Source organism: Azonexus hydrophilus (assembly GCF_038368255.1).
In the GTDB taxonomy this organism is placed as follows: Bacteria; Pseudomonadota; Gammaproteobacteria; order Burkholderiales; family Rhodocyclaceae; genus Azonexus; species Azonexus hydrophilus.
The window spans coordinates 1,651,636-1,670,502 of record NZ_CP151406.1; the positions used below are offsets into that span (position 1 = coordinate 1,651,636).

General features: G+C 65.9%; 14 protein-coding genes. 6 read left to right on the top strand and 8 right to left on the bottom strand.

Going from position 1 to position 18,867, the window contains the following annotated elements; translation table 11 throughout:
* Position 1 precedes the first annotated feature (1 nt).
* The 3 genes from AADV58_RS07890 to AADV58_RS07900 are packed head-to-tail and all read right to left on the bottom strand — an operon-like array spanning position 2 to position 3,129.
* On the bottom strand, positions 2-598 hold the full coding sequence (locus tag AADV58_RS07890; RefSeq protein WP_341744492.1) for a DUF502 domain-containing protein: 597 nt from the start codon (positions 596-598) through the stop codon (positions 2-4).
* Between the two features lie 9 nt (positions 599-607).
* A complete protein-coding gene (locus AADV58_RS07895; RefSeq protein WP_341744493.1) occupies positions 608-1,483 on the bottom strand; it encodes a universal stress protein in 876 nt (291 codons plus the stop codon).
* Entirely contained in the window at positions 1,483-3,129 is a 1,647-nt protein-coding gene (locus AADV58_RS07900) for a cation:proton antiporter (RefSeq protein ID WP_281985666.1), read from the bottom strand. The genes AADV58_RS07895 and AADV58_RS07900 overlap by 1 nt, the downstream gene beginning before the upstream one ends.
* A gap of 170 nt (positions 3,130-3,299) precedes the next feature.
* Between AADV58_RS07900 and AADV58_RS07905 the strand changes: the two genes are divergently transcribed.
* The 4 genes from AADV58_RS07905 to trkA are packed head-to-tail and all read left to right on the top strand — an operon-like array spanning position 3,300 to position 8,332.
* Positions 3,300-4,790 carry a DUF4118 domain-containing protein gene (locus AADV58_RS07905; protein WP_341744494.1) on the top strand — a complete coding sequence of 497 codons (1,491 nt, stop codon included), beginning with the start codon at positions 3,300-3,302 and terminating at the stop codon, positions 4,788-4,790.
* Positions 4,787-5,485 carry a two-component system response regulator KdpE gene (gene kdpE, locus AADV58_RS07910; RefSeq protein ID WP_341744495.1) on the top strand — a complete coding sequence of 233 codons (699 nt, stop codon included), beginning with the start codon at positions 4,787-4,789 and terminating at the stop codon, positions 5,483-5,485. Before AADV58_RS07905 ends, kdpE begins: the two co-directional genes overlap by 4 nt.
* Positions 5,482-6,936, top strand: a complete 1,455-nt coding sequence (locus AADV58_RS07915; protein ID WP_281985664.1) for a TrkH family potassium uptake protein — start codon at positions 5,482-5,484, stop codon at positions 6,934-6,936. The genes kdpE and AADV58_RS07915 overlap by 4 nt, the downstream gene beginning before the upstream one ends.
* A 13-nt stretch (positions 6,937-6,949) precedes the next feature.
* Positions 6,950-8,332, top strand: coding sequence for a Trk system potassium transporter TrkA (gene trkA / locus AADV58_RS07920; RefSeq protein WP_341744496.1), 1,383 nt, complete (start codon positions 6,950-6,952; stop codon positions 8,330-8,332).
* On the opposite strand, the gene trmA is transcribed toward trkA, so the two are convergent.
* Positions 8,329-9,417 carry a tRNA (uridine(54)-C5)-methyltransferase TrmA gene (gene trmA, locus AADV58_RS07925; protein WP_341744497.1) on the bottom strand — a complete coding sequence of 363 codons (1,089 nt, stop codon included), beginning with the start codon at positions 9,415-9,417 and terminating at the stop codon, positions 8,329-8,331. The two genes, trkA and trmA, sit on opposite strands and share 4 nt — an antisense overlap.
* 137 nt (positions 9,418-9,554) lie before the next feature.
* Between trmA and AADV58_RS07930 the strand changes: the two genes are divergently transcribed.
* Entirely contained in the window at positions 9,555-10,721 is a 1,167-nt protein-coding gene (locus tag AADV58_RS07930) for an MFS transporter (protein ID WP_341744498.1), read from the top strand.
* Here the strand turns inward: AADV58_RS07930 and AADV58_RS07935 are convergent.
* Both AADV58_RS07935 and AADV58_RS07940 read right to left on the bottom strand, forming a co-directional pair.
* Positions 10,718-10,948, bottom strand: coding sequence for a VF530 family protein (locus AADV58_RS07935; protein WP_298395599.1), 231 nt, complete (start codon positions 10,946-10,948; stop codon positions 10,718-10,720). The two genes, AADV58_RS07930 and AADV58_RS07935, sit on opposite strands and share 4 nt — an antisense overlap.
* 2 nt (positions 10,949-10,950) lie before the next feature.
* On the bottom strand, positions 10,951-11,436 hold the full coding sequence (locus tag AADV58_RS07940; protein ID WP_341744499.1) for a hypothetical protein: 486 nt from the start codon (positions 11,434-11,436) through the stop codon (positions 10,951-10,953).
* A gap of 176 nt (positions 11,437-11,612) precedes the next feature.
* On the opposite strand from AADV58_RS07940, the gene AADV58_RS07945 reads away from it, so the two are divergent.
* Positions 11,613-14,945 (top strand): PAS domain S-box protein, encoded by a 3,333-nt coding sequence (locus AADV58_RS07945; protein ID WP_341744500.1) that lies wholly within the window; start codon positions 11,613-11,615, stop codon positions 14,943-14,945.
* Here AADV58_RS07945 and AADV58_RS07950 read toward each other — a convergent pair.
* Both AADV58_RS07950 and AADV58_RS07955 read right to left on the bottom strand, forming a co-directional pair.
* Positions 14,937-17,984 carry an ATP-binding protein gene (locus AADV58_RS07950; RefSeq protein WP_341744501.1) on the bottom strand — a complete coding sequence of 1,016 codons (3,048 nt, stop codon included), beginning with the start codon at positions 17,982-17,984 and terminating at the stop codon, positions 14,937-14,939. The two genes, AADV58_RS07945 and AADV58_RS07950, sit on opposite strands and share 9 nt — an antisense overlap.
* Before the next feature lie 2 nt (positions 17,985-17,986).
* Positions 17,987-18,859, bottom strand: coding sequence for a PhnD/SsuA/transferrin family substrate-binding protein (locus AADV58_RS07955; protein ID WP_298395585.1), 873 nt, complete (start codon positions 18,857-18,859; stop codon positions 17,987-17,989).
* Positions 18,860-18,867: the final 8 nt, after the last annotated feature.

Consider the following 18,867-nt stretch of genomic DNA (forward strand, 5'->3'; position numbering starts at 1 on the left):
GTCAGGACTGAGGCGGTTCGTTCCTGGCCATCCAGGCGAACAGCGATGAACGCATCACTTCCTCGACGCTCATGTCGATGGGCGTGACCCAGGTACGTGGCACGAACACCGTATAGCCGCCGATCATGTAGCCCATCGGCAGATAGACGGCGACGCGATCGCCCGGCATGAATCCCTGAGGCAGGCTAGCCAGGTTCTGGCGCGTGATCAGGCCGACGATTTCCAACTCCTGTCCAGGCATGCGCAGGATGACGACCTGTTGCGCGACCTGGGTGCTGTTGGGGGTGAAGTAGTCGGCGAAATTTTTCAGCGACGAGTAGATGCTCTTGACCACCGGCAGGTTGGTGAACGGCAGTTCGATGAAGGACAGCAGGCGGCGCACGCGCGGTTGCGAAATCAGGAAGCCGAGCAGGACGATGATGCCGATGCCGATCGCCAGGCCCAGGCCGGGCAGGTAGAAATCGCCGAGCAGCGGGCGTAGCCACCACATGGCGAACTCCTCGGTGCCGGTCAGGAACAGGTAGAGCAGGTAGATGGTGACGCCCAGCGGCAGGGCTGCGAGCAGGCCGCGGATGAAATACTGGGAGAGTAGCTTCATTGTTGTGGTTTAGAGGCTGACCAGCACGTCGCGGTTCGACTCGCGCAGTACGTTGAGGGTGGTGCTGCCGAGCAGGAAGTCCTCGATCGGGCCGAGGCCGTGCTTGCCGACGACGATCAGGTCGCAGTCCTGGGCTTCGGCTTCATCGATGATCAGGCGGGCGATGTCGCCGTGCCGCGTGAGTTGCGCGGTGTCGGCGGGCAGGCTTTCACTGGCGACCAGTTCGCGTAGCTTGGTCAAGCCTTCGCGTTCGGCGTCCTGGCGGTAGCGGTCGATCAGTTCGCCGGCAATGCTGGCGTGCTGCATCTTGCCTTCAAAGGGCGTTTCAACAGCGTGCAGCAGCACGATTTCGGCATCGGGCAACAGCTCGCGGGTCAGGCGCAGCGCGGCCAGCGCGGGCGGGAAAAAGTCGGTGGCGACCAGGGCGCGGCGGTAATTGCCGGCGGCCGCCTGCTTGACCACCAGAACCGGGCAGGGGCTGCGGCGGATCAGGCGGGCGGCGGTGCTGCCCAGGCGCAGCGCATTGAAGAACCCCTGGCCATGGGCGCCGACCACCAGCAGTCTGGCTGCCAGTTCGCGTGCCTGGTGGGCCAGCATGTCGGCCGGCTTGCCGTGCAGGACGGCGCAGTGGCTGGCAGTATCGGCGTGCGGGCTGATGCTGGCCAGCAGTTCCGCCAACTGCTGACGTATGGTGGCTTCGTGTTGCTCGCCCAGTTCCTGCGGCGCCAGGCCGAGCAAGGCCTGCAGGCTTTCCAGCAGGCCGGGATGGATGACGTGGCTCAGGTGCAGCGGCCAGCCATGCGCGGCGGCCAGGGTGCCGGCGCGGGCGATGGCAGCGCCGGCGTGCTCGGAAAGGTCGGTGGCGGTAAGGATGCTCGGATTCATCAGCGATTTTCTCCTGGGCGGATCAGCGCGGCGAAGTGTTCGACGGTGTAATCGACCGCGTCGCGCATCGGGTAGAGCACGGTCGGCGCGCCGGCCTGCTTCATGCGCATGCCGTGTTCGTCGTCGCGGGCGACGAAGGCGACTTCGCCGCGGAAACGACGTTCCTTCAGTGCATTCAGGAAGGCGACGTTGGAATCGACATCAGGTAGCGTGCTGACGATCCACTTGGCGCTTTCCAGTGGCAATTCCTCAAGGAAACCCGATTCCTGGCCGTCGCCGTAATGCACCGGGATGCCGCTGGCCCGCATTTCGGCGACGCGTTCCGGGTCGAAGTCGATGCCCAGCACCCGGATTTCTTCCTCGTGCAGCAGGCGCGCCAGACGTCCGCCGTAGCGACCGAGGCCGAAAACGATGATCTCCGGCTTGTCATCAGTGTGGGCGTCGGTTTCCACTGCCTGCTCGCGGAAGGGGTTCCGGCGTTCGAACCAGCCTAGGAAGGGCGCCAGTTTCTGATAGAGCTGGTGCGAGTACAGGATCATGTAGGTGGACATGGCGATGGTCACCAGGCCGACCAGGGTGGTCAGGCCGAGCGCATCGACGCCGACGTGGCCGAGCGAGATGCCCATGGCGACGAAGACGATGGAGAATTCGCTGATCTGGGCGACGGTCAGGCCGGCGAGGAAGCCGGTGCGCTTGCGGTAGCCCATGAAGCCCATGATCGCCATGACGATCAGCGGGTTGCCGATGAGCACGAACAGCGAGAGCACGACCGCCGGCATCAGTTCGCCACCGAGCGTGGAAAAGTCGAGTTTCGAGCCGAGGTCGATGAAGAAGAACAGCAGCAGGAAATCGCGGATGCCCGACAGGCGGGCGTTGATGGCGTCGCGGTAGGCGGTCGAGGCAAGCGAGAAACCGGCCAGGAAGGCGCCGGCCTCCTTGGAAAAGCCGGCCCATTCGCCGAGCGCGGCCAGGCCGGTGCCCCAGGCGATGGCGAAGATCAGCAGCAGTTCCTGCGAATGCGCCATGGCCTTGACCACGCCGGGCAGGATCCAGCGCATCAGCACATACAGTGCAGCGCCGGCGAGCAGGATGCGCCAGGACAGCGAGACGATGACCTCGACCAGACCGGCTTCGTCGCTGCCGCGCAGGGCGCTCATCGCCATCATCGCCAGGACCACGGCCAGATCCTGGACGATCAGGAAACCGACGGCGATGCGGCCGTGCAGCGAATCGAGTTCGCGCTTGTCCGAGAGCAGCTTGACGATGATGATGGTGCTGGAAAAAGTCAGCGCGATGGCGACGTAGAGCGCCTCCATCGGGCTCTTGCCGAGCACCAGGATGAGCGCGAAACCGCCGACGATGGTAAACGCCAGCTGGCCGAGACCGGTGGCCAGCGCCACCGGGCCGATGTGGCGGACGTGGTGCAGGTCGAGCTTGAGACCGACCAGGAAAAGCAGCACGGTGATGCCGACGTGGGCGAGCAGGTCGATCTGCTCATGCGCGGCGACCAGGCCGAAGACCGCCGGGCTGGCGATGATGCCGACAACGATGTAGGCGATGATCACCGGCTGGCGCAGGCGCACCGAGATAGCCCCGGCAATCGCCGAGATGATCAGAAGCAGTGAAAATTCGCTGAAGGCACTCATGTCGTTTTCCTGGAAGGCGCCGGAACCAAGCTGGCACAAGGCAGAAGCGTGCAGGGCATGGGTGCGAGCTTACCAGAGAAAGCTTGCCGGCGATTTTTTACGACATTTTTACGCGCAACTTGCCAGAATGCGCGCACCGTCTTCCCCATGCTGCATGCCGAGGTATCCGGATGCCCCGTGTCAAATCGCCTGTCGAGCGCCTGTCCCCCGGCCAGAAAATGGTCCTGAGCGCGCTCGCCTGCGTGCTGGTGGCCATCGTCGCTGCGCCCCTGCGCGAGGTGCTCGACCTGGCCAACATGGTCATGCTGTTCCTGCTCACGGTGCTGGTCGTCGCCGTCAGCCTGGGCCGCAATCCGGCCATCCTGGCGTCGGTGCTCGGTGTGCTGCTGTTCGATGTCTTTTTCGTGCCGCCGCATTTCTCGCTGGCGGTCAGCAACCTGCAGTACCTGATCACCTTCGCCGTCATGCTGGCGACTGCGCTGATCACCGGGCACCTGACGGCCACGCTGAAGGAGCAGGCGGCGGAAGCCGAGCGGCGGGAGCGGCGGACGCATGCCCTGTACGAAATCGCCAGCAAGCTGGCCGGGGCGCTCAACGAAGCGCAGGTCAGGGAGATTGTCGCACCCTTCGTGACGGCTGAACTCTCGGGCCGGTGCGCCTTGTGGCTGGCCGAGCGCGATTTTTCCGGCGATGCTGCGGTCGAAGGGTTTTCGCCGGCCATTGCCGATCTGGTCATGGCCTCGGGCCTGCGCCGCGTTGACCACGATGCCGGGCATGCCCTCTATCTGCCGTTGAAGGCGCCGATGCGGGTGCGCGGGGTCTTGCTCGTGCAGACGCCCGACCGTCTGCCGGAAGCCGATCTGGCCTTTGTCGAAGCCCTGGCGTCGCTGGTGGCGATTGCCGTCGAACGCCTGCATTACGTCGAGGTGGCGCAGCGTAGCGAGGTCGATATGGCGACCGAACGTTTGCGTAGTTCCATCCTGTCGGCCCTGTCGCACGACCTGCGCACGCCACTGACGGTTCTGATCGGGCTGGCCGATTCGATTTCCCTGGCCGTCCCGGAACTCCCCAGTGTCGCCCAGGACAAGCTCGACGAGTTGCGCGAGCAGACCCGGCGGTTAGCCGGCCTGGTCGGCAACCTGCTGGAAATGGCCCGCCTGAATGCCGGTTCGGTGACCCTGCGCCAGGAGTGGCAGTCACTGGAAGAAGTCGTCGGCAGCAGTCTCAAGCTGGTCGGCGATGCCCTTGGGCGGCATCGCCTGCGCGTCGAACTGCCGCGCGATCTGCCCTTGCTGCGTTTCGACGCGGTGCTGATCGAGCGGGTGCTGTGCAATCTGCTGGAAAATGCCGCCAAATACTCGCCGGCCGACGGCGAAATCCGCGTTTCGGCGCAGGTCGCCGGCGATTTCGTCGAACTTACAGTCAGCGACCAGGGGCCAGGTTTTCCCGAACCCCTGAGTGGCGACCTGTTCGACATGTTCGTGCGCGGCAACGGTGAATCGACGACGCCGGGCGCCGGGCTGGGCCTGGCCATCTGCCGGGCGATTGTCGATGCCCACGGTGGTCGCCTGCGGGTCGCCAATCATCCTGACGGCGGCGCCCGCGTCCTTGTCAGCCTGCCGCGCGGCGAACCGCCGCTGATCGAGCCGGAGGTCGCATGAGCGACGAAAGACCGCAGGTCCTGGTGGTCGAGGACGAAGTGAATATCCGTCAGTTCGTGCGTCTGGCACTGGAAGCCGAGGGCTGTGCGGTGATCGAGGCAGGGCGCCTGGCCGATGGCCTGCGCCGCGCCGGCGAAGGCCATGTCGATCTGGTCGTGCTCGATCTGGGCTTGCCCGACGGCGACGGGATCGAGTTCATCCGCAGTTATCGCGGCTGGTCCGAGGGCGCTGTCCTGATCCTCTCGGCCCGCGTCGAGGAAAGGCAGAAGATCGACGCCCTCGATGCCGGCGCCGACGATTACCTGACCAAGCCCTTTGGCGTCGGTGAATTGCGCGCCCGGGTCCGGGCCCTGTTGCGCCGTCGTCAGCGCAACGCCGGCGAGGCTTCGCCGGTGTTCTGCTTTGGCGAGATCAGGGTCGATCTGGCCCGGCGCCTGGTGACTCGCGGGGGGGAGGAAGTTCATCTGACGCCGATCGAATTCCGCCTGCTGACGATGATGATCGCCCATCCCGGGCAGGTGCTGACGCAGCGCAAGCTGCTGGCCGAGATCTGGGGGCCGTCCTACGTCGAGAGCAGCCACTACCTGCGCGTCTATGTCGGTCATCTGCGCCAGAAGCTCGAGGACGACCCGGCGCAGCCGCGACATTTCCTGACCGAAACCGGCATCGGCTACCGTTTCCAGCCCGGGCCATGAACCGTTACGCTCCCGTTCTGCGGGCGCTGGGCATGATCATCATGCTCTTCGCGCTGACCCTGCTGGCGCCGCTGATCCTCTCGTATGTGGTTGATGACGGGGCGCAGGCGGTCTACGACGAAGTGTTCGCGCTGACGCTGCTGTGCGGCTGCTTCCTGTGGTATCGCTACCGCAACGTGCAGCGTGAGCTGAACGTGCGCGACGGCTTCCTGATGGTCGTCCTGGTGTGGACCGTGTTGCCGGCTTTCGCTGCCTTGCCGTTCATGCTGCAACTCGGGGTCAGCCATACCGATGCCTATTTCGAGGCCATGTCCGGCCTGACCACGACCGGGGCGACGGTGCTTGCCGGTCTCGACGACCTGCCGATGTCGATCAACCTGTGGCGTCACCTGCTGGTCTGGATCGGGGCCATGGGCCTGATCGTGCTGGCGATCGCCATCCTGCCGCTGCTCGGCATCGGCGGCCGGCAGATGTTCAAGGCCGAGACGCCGGGGCCGATGAAGGATGCCAAGCTGACGCCGCGCATCGCCAGTACGGCCAAGGGGCTGTGGATCGTCTATGTCGGCGTGACGCTGTTGTGCATCGCGGGCTACCGCTGGGCTGGCATGAGCTGGTTCGATGCGGTCTGCCATGCCTTCTCGACCATGGGGCTGGGCGGTTTCTCGACTCACGATGCCAGCTACGGCTATTTCGATTCGTCGGCTATCGAAGCAGTTGCCATCGTCTTCATGCTGATCGCCGGGATGAATTTCGGCACCCTGTTCCTGGCGGTCAGCCGGGGCTCGCTACGTCCTTACCTGCACGATCCGGAGGCGCGCTGGTTCCTCGTCGTCTGCGTCGTTTCAGTGATCGGCATCGCCGTCTTCCTGCGCGTCAACGACATCTACCCGGGGATGGGCGAGGCCTTGCGCCATGCGGCCTTCAACGTGGTTTCGATTGCCACCACCACCGGCTACGCCAGCGTCGATTATGCGCAATGGCCGTTGTTTGCCCCGCTGTGGATGTTGTTCCTGTGCAGTTTCGCCACCAGCGCCGGGTCGACCGGCGGCGGCATCAAGATGGCGCGGGCCCTGCTGCTCTACAAGCAGGTTTACCGGGAAATCCTGCGCGCCATGCACCCGCGGGCGATACACAGCGTACGTATCGGCGGGCAGGTGGCGCCGTCGGGCATCCTGTTCGCGGTCCTGGCCTTCGGCTTCATGTACATGGTCAGTCTGGTATCGCTGACCTTGTTGCTGCTGTTTACTGGACTGGACGTGATGACGGCGTTCACCGCCATCGTCGCCTCGGTCAACAACACCGGCCCGGGACTGGGCGAAGTTGGACCATCGACGACCTTTGCCGTGCTCAATGATTTCCAGACCTGGGTCTGCATTTTCGCGATGCTGCTCGGGCGGCTCGAAATATTTACGCTGCTGGTGGTGCTGACGCCGGCCTTCTGGCGGCGCTGACGGAGAATCAACGATGAACATCCTGATCCTGGGTGCCGGGCAGGTCGGCGCCAGTCTGGCCGAAGCCCTGGTTTCGGAAGCCAACGACATCACGCTGGTCGATCTCGACGCGGTTCCGCTGGCGCAACTGGCCGACCGTCTCGACGTACGTACGGTGACCGGCAATGCCGCCTTCCCCTCGGTATTGCGTGAAGCCGGCATCGAATCGGCCGATCTGCTGGTGGCGGTGACCCAGTCGGACCAGTCGAACCTGGTCGCCTGCAAGCTGGCGCATAGCCGTTTTGCCGTGCCGACGCGGATTGCCCGGCTGCGCTCGGCCGATTTTCTCGATCCGGCCCTGTTGTCGACAGAGAATTTCGCCGTCGATTTCGCGCTCTGTCCCGAGCAGGAAATCAGCGATTACATCGCCAAGCTGGTCGAGTATCCAGAAGCGCTGCAGGTGGTCGAGTTTGCCGAGGGGCGGGTGGTCATGGTCGGCGTGCGGGCTTACGAGGGCGGTCTGCTCGTCGGCAAACCGATCCGGGCCATGCGCGATCACCTGCCGGCCGGCGTCGATGCCCGTATTGCCGCCATCTTCCGCGATACCCGGGCCATCGATGCCAATGGCGATACGCTGGTCCAGGCCGGCGACGAGGTCTTCCTGCTCGCCGCCAGCGAGCACATCCGTACCGTCCTCAAGGAACTGCGCCGGATGCAGAAGCCGGCGCGCAAGCTGATGATTGCCGGTGCCGGCAATGTCGGCGCCCGCGTTGCCCGCCGCCTCGAGGGGCAGTGTGAGGTCACGGTGATCGAAAACCGGGCAGCGCGCGCCTCGCTGGTCGCCGGCTGGCTTGATCGCGCGCGGGTGATCACCGGCGAGGCGACCGACGAGAACTTGCTGATCGGCGAAGACATCGCCGAGACGGACATGTTCCTGGCGCTGACCAACGACGACGAGAACAACATCATGGCGGCCTCGCTGGCCAAGCGGCTGGGGTGTCGCCGGGTGCTCGCGCTGATCAACCGCGAGGCTTATGCCGACATGGTCCAGGGCGGGCCGATCGACATCGGCCTGTCACCGGCCCAGGTTTCGATCGGCAGCCTGCTGACGCATGTCCGCCAGGCCGACGTGGCGCGGGTGCACAGCTTGCGCCGGGGCGCGGCCGAGGCGCTGGAGCTGGTGGTCCGCGGCGACCGTCGCAGCTCACAGGTGGTCGGCCGGCGGATCGAGGAACTGCCGCCCCTGCGCGGTGCCAGCATTGCCGCCGTGGTGCGCTCGGGGCAGGTGATCATTCCGCATCACGACACGCTGATCGAATCGGGCGACCACGTCATCGTCTTCTGCACGCGCAAGCGGCACATCGCCGCCGTCGAGAAGCTGTTCCAGCCGGTGCGTTCGCTGTTCTCGCTGCGTTAGCGGCGCTGCAGCAGCACCCCGCACTCGAGGTGGTGGGTGTAGGGAAACTGGTCGAACACCGCCGATGCGGCGATGCGGTGGGTCGTCTGCAGCGCGGCGACGTTGTCGCGCAGCGTCTGCGGATTGCACGAGATGTAGAGGATGTTGGCGAAGCCGGCAGCAAGTTCCAGCGTTGCCGGATCGAGCCCGCTGCGCGGCGGGTCGAGGAAAATGGTCGAGAACTCGTAACTGGCGAGGTCGATGTCCTGCATGCGCTGGAAGGTTTCGCGCCCGCTCAGCGCGGCGCTGATTTCCTCGCTGGCCATGCGCACGATGGCGGTATTGCCGACGGCGTTGACCTCGAGGTTGTGCAGCGCGGCCTTGACCGAGGTCTTGCTGACCTCGGTGGCCAGCACCTTGCCGAACAGCGGGGCCAGCGCGATGGTGAAATTGCCGTTGCCGCAATAGAGTTCGAGCAGGTCGCCGCCTAGGGGCGCCGCCTGGCTGCGCGCCCAGCTCAGCATCTTCTGGTTGACGCTGCCGTTGGGCTGGCTGAAGCTGCCCTCGAATTGCCGCATGTGCAGTTGCCGGCCGTCGACGGTCAGGCATTCGTCGACCCAGTCGCGTTCCAGCACCAGCTTCTGCCCCTTGCTGCGACCGATGATGGCGATCTTCAGGGCGCCGGCCAGTTCCCGGGCGGCGCTTTCCCAGTCGGCGTCGAGCGGCCGGTGGTAAATCAGCGTGACCAGCATGTCGCCGCTCAGCGTGGCGAGAAATTCGATGCTGTACAACCGGCGACGCAGCGTTTCCTGTTCCAGGATCGCGCTGCGCAAGCGCGGCATGAGCGAGCAGATGGCGTTGTCGGTGGCCGGGAAATCCTGCATCAGCACCGGCTGGCGCGGGTTCTCCGGATCGAACATGGCGTAATCCCAGGCCTCGCCGTGTTGCCAGACGCGAAATTCGGCGCGCAGCCGGTAGTGCAGCGGCGCCGACTCGAACACCGCCGGCTCGGGCAGGTCGAAGGCGGCGAAATCGTCCTTGAAGCGGGCAGTCTTGGCCGCGAGCTGCGCGGCGTAAAGGGCGGGGTCGAGGACGGGCAGGGGCATGGTGCGGGCAGGGGTGCTGGCAGAATCGGGAAGGGGCGGACTATACCGCGTGCCGGCACAATGCAGAAGCGCTGGCCGCCGTGGCCCGGTTGCCGGCGGCTTCCGCTATACTTGTGCAAAAAAACGCCCGGTCTGCCATGAATCCTGTCTTCGTCATCGTTCTCGCCCAGCTGTTCGGCACTTCGCTGTGGTTCTCCGCCAACAGTGCGGCCGATGCGCTGGTGCTTGCCTGGGGTATCGGTGCCGCCGACATCGGTACGCTGACCAATGCCGTGCAGCTGGGCTTCATCGTCGGCACCCTGGCGTTCGCGCTGAGCGGTCTCGCCGACCGTTTCCCCGCCAGCCGGATCTTCGGCATTTGCGCGCTGCTCGGTGCCGCGGCCAATGCGGCGTTCGCGCTGGGGGCGAGCGACCTGCAGACGGCCGTACCGCTGCGTTTCCTGGTCGGGCTCTGTCTGGCCGGGGTCTATCCGCTGGGCATGAAGCTGGTCGTGACCTGGGTGCCGGAACGCGCCGGGGCGGCGCTGGCCTGGCTGGTCGGCATGCTGACGCTGGGTACGGCACTGCCGCACGGCATCCGCTTTCTCGGCGGCGGCCTGTCCTGGCAGCTGACGATGCTGTGTTCGTCGCTGCTGGCGGTGATCGCCGCCGCGATGATCCTGCGCCTGGGCGACGGGCCGCACCTGCAGCGCCGGCATGGCGCGCCGCCGCTACGCCTGGGGCGGGTGCTGCATGCCTTTTCGATCCCGGCGTTCCGGGCCTCGGCGCTCGGTTATTTCGGCCATCAGTGGGAGTTGTACGCGTTCTGGACGCTGGTGCCGGTATTGCTCGCCGGCAGCGGCCTGGCGCCGGCGGGGAGCGCGGCACTGGCCGGCTGGTCGTTCGTCGTCGTCGGCATCGGCTCGCTCGGTTGCGTGCTCGGCGGTTACTGGAGCCGGCGCATCGGCAGCGCGCGGGTCGCGGCCTGGGCGCTGGCCGGGTCGGCCCTGTGCTGCCTGCTGTTTCCGTTGAGCGCCGGCTGGCCGGCCTGGCTGACGCTGGCGCTGCTGCTGGTCTGGGGGTTCAGCGTGGTTGCCGACTCGCCGCATTTCTCGGCGCTGTCGGCGCGCGCCTGTCCGCCCGAGATCGTCGGCAGCGCGCTGGCTTTCCAGAATGCGGTCGGCTTTGCCGTGACCATGGTGTCGATCCAGATCGGTACCCGCTGGGTCGGCGACTGGGGCGGCCTGGTTGCCTGGATGCTGCTGCCGGGGCCGCTGCTTGGCCTGCTCGGCCTGTGGCCGCTGTGGCGGCGTCCTGCCGCCTAGTCGCCGCGACGACGCAGCATGTAAACGTACAGCGATTCGACGCGCTCGCGCGCCCACGGCGTGCGGCGCAGGAATTTCAGGCTGGAGGCGATGCTCGGATCGACGTTGAAGCAGCGGATGTCGATCTGCCGACCGAGTTCTTCCCAGCCGTAATGCTCGACCAGCTGCTCGACGATGGTCGCCAGCGTGACGCCGTGCAGCGGATTGTTCGGCTGCGCTTGCGTCATGGTCAGTGCTTGCGGGCTTTCGGCAGCGGCTTGCGCTGGCGCTGGCCGGGGCGGCCCTGCGGCGCTTCCGGTTTCGGCTTGGGCATCAGCAGGTTCTTGCCGGCGCCGGCGGCCGAGCCGCGGTGGGCCTGAATGGCGGCGCGCAGTGTTGCCGCTTCGATGACGATGGCCGGGCTGGCTTCTTTGGGCTGGTGGGCGCCGAGCAGGCCGCGCAGTTCGAACAGGCGTTGGTCGTATTCGCCCTTGCGCGGCAGGATGCGGATCAGGCCTTCGGCGACCGGCGTCAGGCCGACGCGCTCGCCGTCGGCGACCAGCAGGCCGGCCTCGCCAAGACGGACGAAGGCGTCGCCGAGTTTTTCTTCCGACGGGATGTTGCGCTGGATCAGGTCGATGGCGGCCATGATTTCCTGCATTTCTGCGGGGCGTCGCTTGGCGGCCATGGCGGTGGCGAGGAGGAGGAGGACGTCGACGTCGTGGATCGGCTGCATGGGTGACCTGAGTGTTGCGCCATTCTGGCGGGTCGGGCAGTGTAAGCCCTGCGCGATATCCGCGCTAGAATCATTGCTGTTCAACGGATCGGCGGGAGGGGCTGGGCCATGGTGGCAAATCATTCATTGCAATCCGGCGGGATCGCCGGCCTCGTCCGCGTGCACGGCGCTGCGCGATGATGGAAGCCAGGCGCAGTTCTCTGGCCGGACAGATCGACCTGGTGCTCGAGGCGACCGGCGTTGGCCTGTGGGAATTCGATCACCGGCAGGGCGTGGTGATTCGCAGCCCAGGTCTGATCAGTGTTCTTCACTATGGTCAGGCGCAGGCTTCCGAAGCCTTGGAGACCTTGCTGCTGCGTCTCCATGAAGCTGACCGGCACATCCTGCGCGACGCGCTGCTGGTCCAATTGAACAATCCTGCAGGACAGTTCGAGGTCGAGTTCCGGATTCTCGATGGCCGTGGGGAAATGCGCTGGTTCAGTTCGCGCGGCAAGGTGATCGAACGCGATGACAACGGTGCGCCCCTGATCTCGGCCGGGATCGCGATCGACATCAATACCCAGAAGCGCCACGAAGTCGAATTGCAGCACAGCGAAGCGCGCTTCCGCCGTCTGCTTGAAAACGTTCCCCTGCCGATGGCGCACATCAATGCCGCGCGCGAGGTCCGTTTCATCAATCGCCAGTTTACCGAGTGCTTCGGCTATACCCTGGCCGATGTGCCCAACGTCTGGGCCTGGGCGGAACTGGCGTTTCCCGATCCGGTTTACCGCGAATCGACCGGTACCCGTTGGGAACTCAGCGTGACGGAAGCGATGAGCACGCAGTCGGCCATTCCGCCGATGACCTGTCGGGTCAATTGCCGCAACGGCCAGGTCCGCATCGTCGAGGTCTCCGGCATGCCGCTGGGCGAGGACTATCTGGTCAATTTCATCGACGTCACCGAGCAGCGCGAGCAGCGGCAATTGCTCGAGTTCGGCAATGACATCCTGCACCGCATTTCCATCGGCGAGCCCCAGAACGAGGTGCTGACGCAGATCTGCCTGGCGGTGGAAGCGCTCGATCCGCAGATACGCTGTTCGGTCATGCTGCTCAACGATGACGGCAAGCGACTGCGCAGCGGCGCCGGTCCCAGCCTGCCCGAGGCTTACCTGAAGGCCATCGACGGCGCGCGGGTCGGGCCGGCGGTCGGCTCCTGCGGGACGGCCGCGTATCGCGGCGAAGAGGTGTTCGTCGCCGACATCGCTAGCGATCCCTTGTGGGCGAATTACAAATCCACTGCCCTGGTGCATGGGCTGGTGGCCTGCTGGTCGTCGCCGATCATTTCGCCGGAGGGGGCGGTCCTCGGGACCTTTGCCATCTACTGGCCGACCGCCAACCCGGTCGTGCCGAGGCTGGTACGCGCCTATCTCGATGTGGCCAAGCGGCTGGCGGCGATTGCCATCGAGAGTGCCCGGCGCGAAGCGGCGATGCTGGCCATGCTGGAGGAACAACACCGGGCCCAGGCCCAGTTGCGCAAGCTGTCGCAGGCTGTCGAGCAGAGTCCGGTGGCGGTGCTGATCACCGATCTCGAGGCGCGCATCGAATACGTCAACCAGGCGTTCATCGAGGTCAGCGGTTATTCCGCCGAGGAACTGCTGGGCAGCAACCCGCGCCTGCTGAAAAGCGGCCTGACGCCGCCCAGCCACTACGAGTCGATGTGGCAGACCCTGCTGCGCGGCGAAAGCTGGCAGGGGCAACTGACCAATCGCAACCGCCAGGGCGAGATTTTCTACGAATTTGCGGTGATTTCGCCGATCCGCGAGCCGGACGGTCGGGTGACCAATTATCTGGCGGTCAAGCAGGACATCACCGAGCGCAAGCGCATCGGCGAGGAACTCGACCGGCACCGGCATCACCTGGAAGAACTGGTCAGCCAGCGGACCGCCGAACTCGAATGCGCGATGGCTGCCGCCGAAGTCGCCAACCGGGCGAAATCGGCCTTCCTGGCCAACATGAGTCACGAAATCCGGACCCCGATGAATGCCATCGTCGGCCTCACCCATCGCCTGCTCAAGCAGGCCGGCGATGCCGAGCAGAAGGGGTATCTGGAAACCATCAAGGCTTCGGCCGATCACCTGCTGGCCGTGCTCAACGACATTCTTGATTTGTCGCGCATCGAAGCCGGCAAGCTCGAACTGGCGCAGACCGACTTCAACCTGCCCGAACTGCTGGAGCGGACCCTGGGCCTGGTGCGCGAACGCGCCATGGAGAAGGGGCTGGCCCTGCATCTGGACGCGGCGCAGATGCCGGAATGGGTGCATGGCGATCCGACCCGGCTGGCGCAGGCGCTGCTCAACTACTTGAGCAATGCCATCAAATTCACCGAGCAGGGTGGGGTGACCCTGCGCGGGCGCGTGCTCGAAACGCTGGACGGACAATTGAAGCTGCACTTCGAGGTATGCGACTCGGGGATCGGCATTTCCGCAGAAGTGCTGGAGCGCCTGTTCAACCCCTTCGAGCAGGCCGACAATTCGATGACCCGCTTGCACGGTGGCAGCGGGCTGGGGCTGGTGATCACCCGCGAGCTGGCGGAGTTGATGGGCGGCACCGCCGGTTGCGAGAGCACGCCGGGCGTCGGCAGCCGTTTCTGGTTCTCGGCGCTGCTTGGCCAAGCCAGCCAGGGGGCGGCGGTCCATCTGCCGGCCCTGCCCGGCGAATCGATCGAGGCCGTGCTGGCACGCGACTGCGGCGGCGCGCGCATCCTGCTGTGTGAGGACAACCCGGTCAATCAGGAAGTGGCGCGGACCCTGCTGTGCGATCTCGGCCTGGTCGTGCGCCTGGCGGAAAACGGTGCCCAGGGGGTCGATCTGGTGATGAAGGAAGCGGTCGACCTGGTGCTGATGGACGTGCAGATGCCGGTCATGGACGGGCTGCAGGCGACGCGTCGCATCCGCGCGCTGCCCGGCAAGGCGTCGCTGCCCATCCTGGCGATGACGGCCAACGTCTTTGCCGAGGACCGCGCTGCCTGTCTGGCCGCCGGAATGAACGATTTCGTTGCCAAACCGGTCGATCCGGATTCGCTCTACGCCGCCCTGCTGCGCTGGTTGCCGGCCACGGCCGCGTTATCCGTGGCGAACCCGGTGCCGGCACTGGCGCCGGTGGCCGACGCGGAGGGCAGCCTGCGGGCCCTGTCCGGTGTGGACGCCGAGGCGCTGCTGCAGATGATGCGCGGCAAGGCCGGCAAGGCCATCCAGTTGTTGCGGCTGTTCGCCGAAAGTCACCGGCAGGATGTCGAGCAATTGCGTTCGGCGCTGGCGGCAGGCGATCCCGGCGCAGCCGAACACGTCGTCCACGCGCTCAAGGGGGCGGCGGGCACGCTGAGCCTGACCGAAACGCATCAACTCGCGGCACGGGTCAATGACAGGCTGCGCCAGGGCGAGACGGCGGCCGCCATGGCCGACGACATCGATCGCCTGGATCAGGCGCTGCTCCGGATCTGCGCCGGGATTGCCGGACTGCCTTCAGACTGAGCGGGCGCAGAGCCGTTCGATCTCCGCCTGCAAGGCACGGATGTCGATCGGCTTCGAGACGTAGCCGTTCATGCCCGCGTTCAGGCAGGCATCGCGGTCGCCGGCCATGGCATTGGCCGTCATCGCGATGATCGGTAGCGGCGTGCGGCCGTCGGCCGCTTCCCGGGCGCGCCATTGGCGGGTGGCTTCGAGTCCGTCCATGACCGGCATCTGCACGTCCATCAGCACCAGGTCGACGGTGTGCGCAGCCAGCATGTCGAGGGCTTCCTGGCCGTGGTTGGCGACACGGACCCGATGCCCCAGCTTGCCGAGCAGGGCGCAGGCCAGCCGCTGGTTGATCGGATTGTCCTCGACCAGCAGGATGTGCAGCGGGGCAGGCGCCGTGGCTTCGGCCGCTTCGGGCGGGTTGTCGGCGGCGCGCCGCCGGTCCGGCCGGCGGGCGATTTCGCGGACCTCCAGTTCGGCGGCGAGCAGCTCTTCCGGCAACAGGGGTTTGGGCAACTCGCGCGAGGCGAAACTGCGGGCGCCGGCCTGCGACACCACATTCATCGGCGTCAGCGCGATGACTACCGCGCCGGGGCGCAAACCGCCGCGATAGAGCGGCATTTCGGCAAAACTGGCGGGCAGCCACTCCTGCTCGGCAACGAGGACGTCGAAGCGTTTCTCTTCCGGCTGTTCGTGCAGTTGCAGCAGTTGCTGACGCAGTTCGCTGCTGCTGGCGCAGAGTTGCACCTGGCGTCCGAGGCGGCGCAGGCCGGCGGCCAGCAATTTGCGCAACCGGGCGTTACGGATCGCCAGCAGCCACAGGCCGTCGGCGGCCGACGGGGCGCCGGCGGGCAGGTTGATTGCCTCCGGGGAAACCGGCAATTGCAGTTCGAAATGGAAGTTGCTGCCCTTGCCCGGTTCGCTGTCGACCGCGAGTTCGCCGCCCATCAGGTGCACGATCTCGCGGCTGATCGTCAGCCCCAGGCCGGTGCCGCCGAAGCGGCGGGTGACCGTGGCGTCGGCCTGGCCGAAGGCTTCGAAGATCTCGGCCTGCTTGTCGAGGGGGATGCCGATGCCGGTATCGATGACGGCCAGGCGCAGGTGACAGCTGTCGTCGCTGCCGCCGGCCGCCCGGCAGATGCGCAGCGAGACTTCGCCGGCTTCGGTGAACTTGATGGCGTTGCCGATCAGGTTGAGCAGCACCTGGCGCAGGCGCCCGGGGTCGCCGATCAGCAGGTCGGGAATTTCCGGTTCGATCTCGATCAGGATTTCCAGCCCCTTTTCGGCGGCGCGTGCGGCCAGCACGCGGGCCGTGCCCAGCGACAGTTCGCGCAGGCTGAACGGCGTCGATTCGAGGGTCATGCGCCCGGCTTCCATCTTGGAAAAGTCGAGTACGTCGTTGAGGATCAGCATCAGCGACTCGGCCGATTGCCGTACCAGTTCGAGGTACTGGCGTTGGGTGGCGTCGAGTTCGGTATCCAGGGTCAGGGCGGTGAGACCGAGGATGCCGTTCATCGGCGTGCGGATTTCGTGGCTCATGTTGGCCACGAACAGGCTCTTCGCCTCGTTGGCGGCTTCGGCGCTGCGCATGGCCTGGCGCAGGCGCTGCTCGTCTTCCTTGCGCTGGGTGATGTCGCGGAAGGCGGTGACCGAACCGACGATCCGCGGGCCGTCGTAAAGCGGCGTGCTGCTGACCTCGACCAGGACGCTGCTGCCGTCGGCCCGGGAGAATCGCTCTTCGCCGAAGAAATGCTTGCCGCCGCGGACGGTCTGGTAGATCGGGCAGGTCGACAAGGGCCCGCAGCCGTCGATGCCGTGGCGATGGAACAGGTAGTGCCCGATCTTGCCGACCAGGGCTTCGCGGGTGAAGCCGAGCAGTTCCAGTGCCGCGGCATTGACCAGGACCACCCTGCCGTTTTCGTCGAGCACGTAGAGTCCGTCGCCCATGGTCTCGGTGATGGCGACCAGGTTGCGTTGTTCCCGAAGCAGGCGCTCGCGGGATTTGAGCAGGCGGATCAGCAAGAGCAGGAGGGCGCCCAGGGTCAGCATCATCAGGCCGAACTGGGTCCAGAATTCGGTGCGCAGCACCTGGATGAACGTTGCCGGCGTGTAGGAGAGGATGTAGGCGCTGGTCACGTCGGAAACGTTGCGGATCGGCAGCAGGCTGACGATCCAGGGCTTGCCGTCGAGTGCGACGGTCAACGAGAAGGCCCGGAATTCGCTCATGCCCTGGCGTACCTTGTCGCTGGCAGCCAGCAACTGGTTGATTGCCGCTACTTCGGCCGAGGGCGGCGGTGGGCTGTCGGGCAGCGTGACCTGCGGATCCTCGATCAGGAAATCCGGGTGAATGAGCGATTCCCCGTAGAGCCAGCGTTCCGATTCGAACAGGATGGGCAGGGTCTGTGACTTGGCCAACACGAAATGGAACTCGTGGGTCGGCTGGAGCTGGCGCATGGCGTCGCGGATGGCCAGGAAACTGATGCTGGTTTCGACGCTGCCGAGCAGACGGTCGCCGTCTAGCAGCGGATGGACGAAGCGGAAGCCGGATTTGACCCGCCCGGCTTCGAAACCCTGGACGGGCTTTCCGGTTTCCAGCACCTGCCGGATCGACGGTCGGATGTTGAGCAGGTTGTCGCCGTATTTGTGCGGCTCATGGAAGCGCAGGAAGCTGGTGCCGTCGGTGGTCTGGAAATGCAGCTGACGGATGCCGAGCTGGGTGAGATTGCGGTAGGTCGGCGAGAGCAGGCGGAAAAGCTGGGCGCGGTAGGGAATCTGGGCGTCGCCGCTGGTGCCCGAGGCGGCATCCATGAGCCTGAGGATTTCCGGCTGCTTGATGCGCTCGGAGAAGAGGATGCTGGTGGCCTTGTCGTAGGTCTGCAGGCTGGCGCGGTAGGTCGTCGCCAGCGCTTCGGTGTGCTGTTCCTCGTGCAGTGCCTGCTTCTGCTGCTGGCCGCTGTGGAGCAGCCAGGTGCCGATGACCGGCAGCACCAGGAAGGCCGCCAGTGCCCAGCGGCGATGGAGACGGGATGCGGTGCCGAGCGCGGATTCGGCCATGCTCAGAAATTGCCTTTTTCCGGGATGCTGGTCTGCCGGCGCCAGCGGCGCAGGACGTCGTAATCGCCGTCGGCTGCGTTGACCGCGCCATTGCGCAATTGTCCGCCCCATTCGCTCATCAGGGTCCGGTCGCGCTCCTTCGGGTCCAGTTCGGCCAGGGTCTGGCGCAACTGCGTCATGCGCGCGGCAGACAGGCGCCGGCTGTTGGCGACCAGGGCGAACGACGGCAGCGGCGGGGTTTCGCCGAATATGACGATGCCCAGGTGCGTGTATTTCCTGGCGATGCTGGTCTTGGCACCGCCGAAATCGTAGTCGCCGCGGGCCACGGCGAGGACCGCCTCGTCGTGTTTGTCGAGATAACGGTAGCGTTGCTGGGCAAGGGACTCGCCGCGTTGACGCAGGAGCGCGTCGACGGCCAGGTAGCCGCAGGTCGACAGCGGCTGGGTCAGCGCGAAGGTCTTGTCGCGCATGGGTTTCGGCAGCGGCTGGTCGCTACCGAAGAGGGCGCAGGAATAGGTGGCCTGGCCGTCCCTTTCCAGGAAGTGGACCAGCGGTTCGGCCTGTGGGTAGCTGTCGCGCAGGGTGATGTAGGGCAGCGGGCCGAGGTAGGCCAGGTCGATCTGGCCGGTGCGGAAACGTTCGAGGATTTCCGCGTAGGAGGTCGAATAGCGGATTTCAATGCGCACGCCCAGCCGCTTTTCCAGGAAATTGAGCATGGGCTTGAACTGCTTGACCACCTCTTCCGGCTGCTCCATCGGCAACGGCGCGAAATACAGGGTCTCCGGTTGCGCCGTCGCCAGCGCCGGCCACAGGCAGAACACTGCGGCGATGCGCAGCATCTGGCGTCGGAGGCGGGCCTGCAGTCGGTCTGGCATTCGAGTTA

Excerpts from the sequence above, each read along its gene's own strand:
- AADV58_RS07890 (WP_341744492.1), bottom strand. The coding sequence starts at position 598 with ATGAAGCTACTCTCCCAGTATTTCATCCGCGGCCTGCTCGCAGCCCTG.
- AADV58_RS07895 (WP_341744493.1), bottom strand. The coding sequence starts at position 1,483 with ATGAATCCGAGCATCCTTACCGCCACCGACCTTTCCGAGCACGCCGGC.
- AADV58_RS07900 (WP_281985666.1), bottom strand. The coding sequence starts at position 3,129 with ATGAGTGCCTTCAGCGAATTTTCACTGCTTCTGATCATCTCGGCGATT.
- AADV58_RS07905 (WP_341744494.1), top strand. The coding sequence starts at position 3,300 with ATGCCCCGTGTCAAATCGCCTGTCGAGCGCCTGTCCCCCGGCCAGAAA.
- kdpE (WP_341744495.1), top strand. The coding sequence starts at position 4,787 with ATGAGCGACGAAAGACCGCAGGTCCTGGTGGTCGAGGACGAAGTGAAT.
- AADV58_RS07915 (WP_281985664.1), top strand. The coding sequence starts at position 5,482 with ATGAACCGTTACGCTCCCGTTCTGCGGGCGCTGGGCATGATCATCATG.
- trkA (WP_341744496.1), top strand. The coding sequence starts at position 6,950 with ATGAACATCCTGATCCTGGGTGCCGGGCAGGTCGGCGCCAGTCTGGCC.
- trmA (WP_341744497.1), bottom strand. The coding sequence starts at position 9,417 with ATGCCCCTGCCCGTCCTCGACCCCGCCCTTTACGCCGCGCAGCTCGCG.
- AADV58_RS07930 (WP_341744498.1), top strand. The coding sequence starts at position 9,555 with ATGAATCCTGTCTTCGTCATCGTTCTCGCCCAGCTGTTCGGCACTTCG.
- AADV58_RS07935 (WP_298395599.1), bottom strand. The coding sequence starts at position 10,948 with ATGACGCAAGCGCAGCCGAACAATCCGCTGCACGGCGTCACGCTGGCG.
- AADV58_RS07940 (WP_341744499.1), bottom strand. The coding sequence starts at position 11,436 with ATGCAGCCGATCCACGACGTCGACGTCCTCCTCCTCCTCGCCACCGCC.
- AADV58_RS07945 (WP_341744500.1), top strand. The coding sequence starts at position 11,613 with ATGATGGAAGCCAGGCGCAGTTCTCTGGCCGGACAGATCGACCTGGTG.
- AADV58_RS07950 (WP_341744501.1), bottom strand. The coding sequence starts at position 17,984 with ATGGCCGAATCCGCGCTCGGCACCGCATCCCGTCTCCATCGCCGCTGG.
- AADV58_RS07955 (WP_298395585.1), bottom strand. The coding sequence starts at position 18,859 with ATGCCAGACCGACTGCAGGCCCGCCTCCGACGCCAGATGCTGCGCATC.